General features: G+C 29.6%; 1 protein-coding gene. It reads left to right on the top strand.

Annotation, left to right across the window (positions count from 1 at the left end):
- On the top strand, positions 1–248 hold a 248-nt coding region (locus AC1VNY_RS42820; RefSeq protein WP_482409726.1), incomplete at its 5' end, for a hypothetical protein.
- Positions 249–402: the final 154 nt, after the last annotated feature.

Genomic DNA, 402 nt, shown 5'->3' with positions numbered 1-402 from the left:
ATGGTAGTTGGGGAGAGGTCGGGTGTTCGCCAGGTCCCAAGAGTCTAAAGGCAGTTGATGTTCTATTTACTAACAAGTTTATTTCAAATTTCAAAAACCTTGTTTTTTTATCGATATTTCCATATGAATGTCATATTATTCATTTTCCAAACATGACCTGTGGGGGCTGGTTAGGACTAACAAATCACGTAAAGAAAAAAAAATGGTGTTGTTTAAAAAATGTCAATGAAAACCTAAAATATTGTTAGCAACTCTTATTTCAGAATAATCAAATAGAAACGTTGATTTAAAAAAAAATAACATTCTTGTAATATAACATTTTGAAAGAAAATGCAGAAAAAATTGAACGTAGAAATATAGAGATATTATGTAGTGTTTTTTTAAACTAGCTCAACTATACAC

The sequence above is a fragment of the Bradyrhizobium ferriligni genome, assembly GCF_056837965.1.
Note: the sequence above shows the minus strand (reverse complement) of the source record. Positions and strands in the feature narration are given on the sequence as shown.